The 1,623-nt window shown below is 64.2% G+C and carries 1 protein-coding gene; it reads left to right on the top strand.

Annotation, left to right across the window (positions count from 1 at the left end):
* Window positions 1-69: 69 nt before the first annotated feature.
* Window positions 70-1,452, top strand: a complete 1,383-nt coding sequence (locus tag OS035_RS33435) for an IS1380 family transposase (RefSeq protein WP_331815667.1) — start codon at window positions 70-72, stop codon at window positions 1,450-1,452.
* The last annotated feature ends 171 nt before the right edge of the window (window positions 1,453-1,623 follow it).

The raw sequence follows: 1,623 nt of genomic DNA, 5'->3' as shown, positions 1-1,623 counted from the left end.
CATCGGGGCTGCGAATCTGAGAAACTGCTTTTGCTACAAAGGCTTACCAGATTCGTTAAGGAGGCCCCGATGCAAACAGACTGTATCTCCGCGCAGTTGGAATTTAAAGGCTTCGACGGCCACAAAGTTATCGCTGGTTTCGACGGCGGCGCGATCACCTCGGATGCCGGTGCGCTGCTGCTTCGTCACGTCGATGCGGCCATCGGGCTGTTCGACCGGGTGGCCGCCTGCTTCGTTGATGGCCGCGATCGCAAGTGCACGGTCCACAGCACGCGCACGCTGGTCGGGCAGCGCATTGCGGCGATCGCGCTGGGCTACGAGGATGTCGATGATCACGACACGCTGCGCCACGACCCGGTGCTTGCGCTGCTGTCGGAGCGGCTGACGCCGAAGCGGCAAGACTGTGCAGTCCTTGCCGGCAAATCCACCTTGAACCGACTGGAGCACGGCCGCCCCGGCGCGCCGACGCGCTATCACAAGATCGCCTATGACGCCGGGGCTCTGGAAGCGCTGTTCGTAGAGCTGTTCCTGGACGCACACGACAGGCCGCCAGAGGAGATCGTGCTCGACCTCGACGCCACCGATGATCCGCTGCATGGCAATCAGGAAGGACGGTTCTTCCACGGCTATTATGACGGCTATTGCTATCTGCCGCTCTACATCTTCTGCGGCCGGCACCTGCTTTCGGCCAAGCTGCGACGCTCCAATATCGACGCCAGCGCCGGCGCGGTCGAGGAGGTCGGGCGGATCGTCAAGCAGATCCGCGCGCGCTGGCCCAACGTCCGCATCATCCTGCGGGCCGATTCCGGCTTTGCCCGCGACGAACTGATGGACTGGTGCGAGGCAAACGGCGTCGACTATGTCTTTGGCCTTGCCCGCAACAAGCGGTTGGAAAAGAAGATCGCCGAGGCCCTGGAGGAAGCGAGCCTTGCGGCCAAGGCAAGCGGCCAGGCTGCCCGCGTCTTCCGCGACTTCCTGTGGTCGACGAAGGGCAGCTGGTCATGCCGGCGGCGGGTCGTCGCCAAGGCCGAATGGACGATGGCGGCCCCCAATCCGCGCTTCGTCGTCACTTCGCTGGAACCGGAGTGCTGGGCGGCACAACCGCTTTACGAGGAACTTTACTGCGCGCGCGGCGACATGGAGAACCGCATCAAGGAATGCCAGCTCGATCTCTATGCCGACCGCACCAGCGCCCACACCATGCGCGCCAATCAGTTGCGGCTCTGGTTTGCATCCTTGGCCTATGTGCTGATCTGTGCGCTACGCCGCCTCGGCCTCACCGGTAGCCGCCTTGCCGATGCCACCTGCGGCACGATCCGATTGAAGCTGTTGAAGATCGGCGCGCAGGTCCGCGTCTCAGTCCGCCGCATCAAGGTGGCGATGGCTTCGGCCTGCCCCTATGCCGAGGAGTTTGCTCTGGCTCACGCCCGAATATGCGCCGCGGCCCGATGATGCCGCAGGACCTCAACCCTTACCGCCAACAACACAGGATACATCGCCGGCTCAGACAAAACGCCCCACATCGCGGCGACGGCCGCCCGCGTCTTCGGCGGCGAGCCCGGCCCCGACCGCCGCCAACAGCCCAACGTCAACCAAAGCCACAGGCGCTGTGAGAGATGCGGG

The sequence above is a fragment of the Rhizobium sp. 268 genome (assembly GCF_036571585.1).
GTDB lineage: Bacteria > Pseudomonadota > Alphaproteobacteria > Rhizobiales > Rhizobiaceae > Rhizobium > Rhizobium redzepovicii.
Note: the sequence above shows the minus strand (reverse complement) of the source record. Positions and strands in the feature narration are given on the sequence as shown.

What these genes read in the sequence shown, in the direction of transcription:
- OS035_RS33435 (WP_331815667.1), top strand. Translation starts at nt 70, where the DNA reads ATGCAAACAGACTGTATCTCCGCGCAGTTGGAATTTAAAGGCTTCGAC.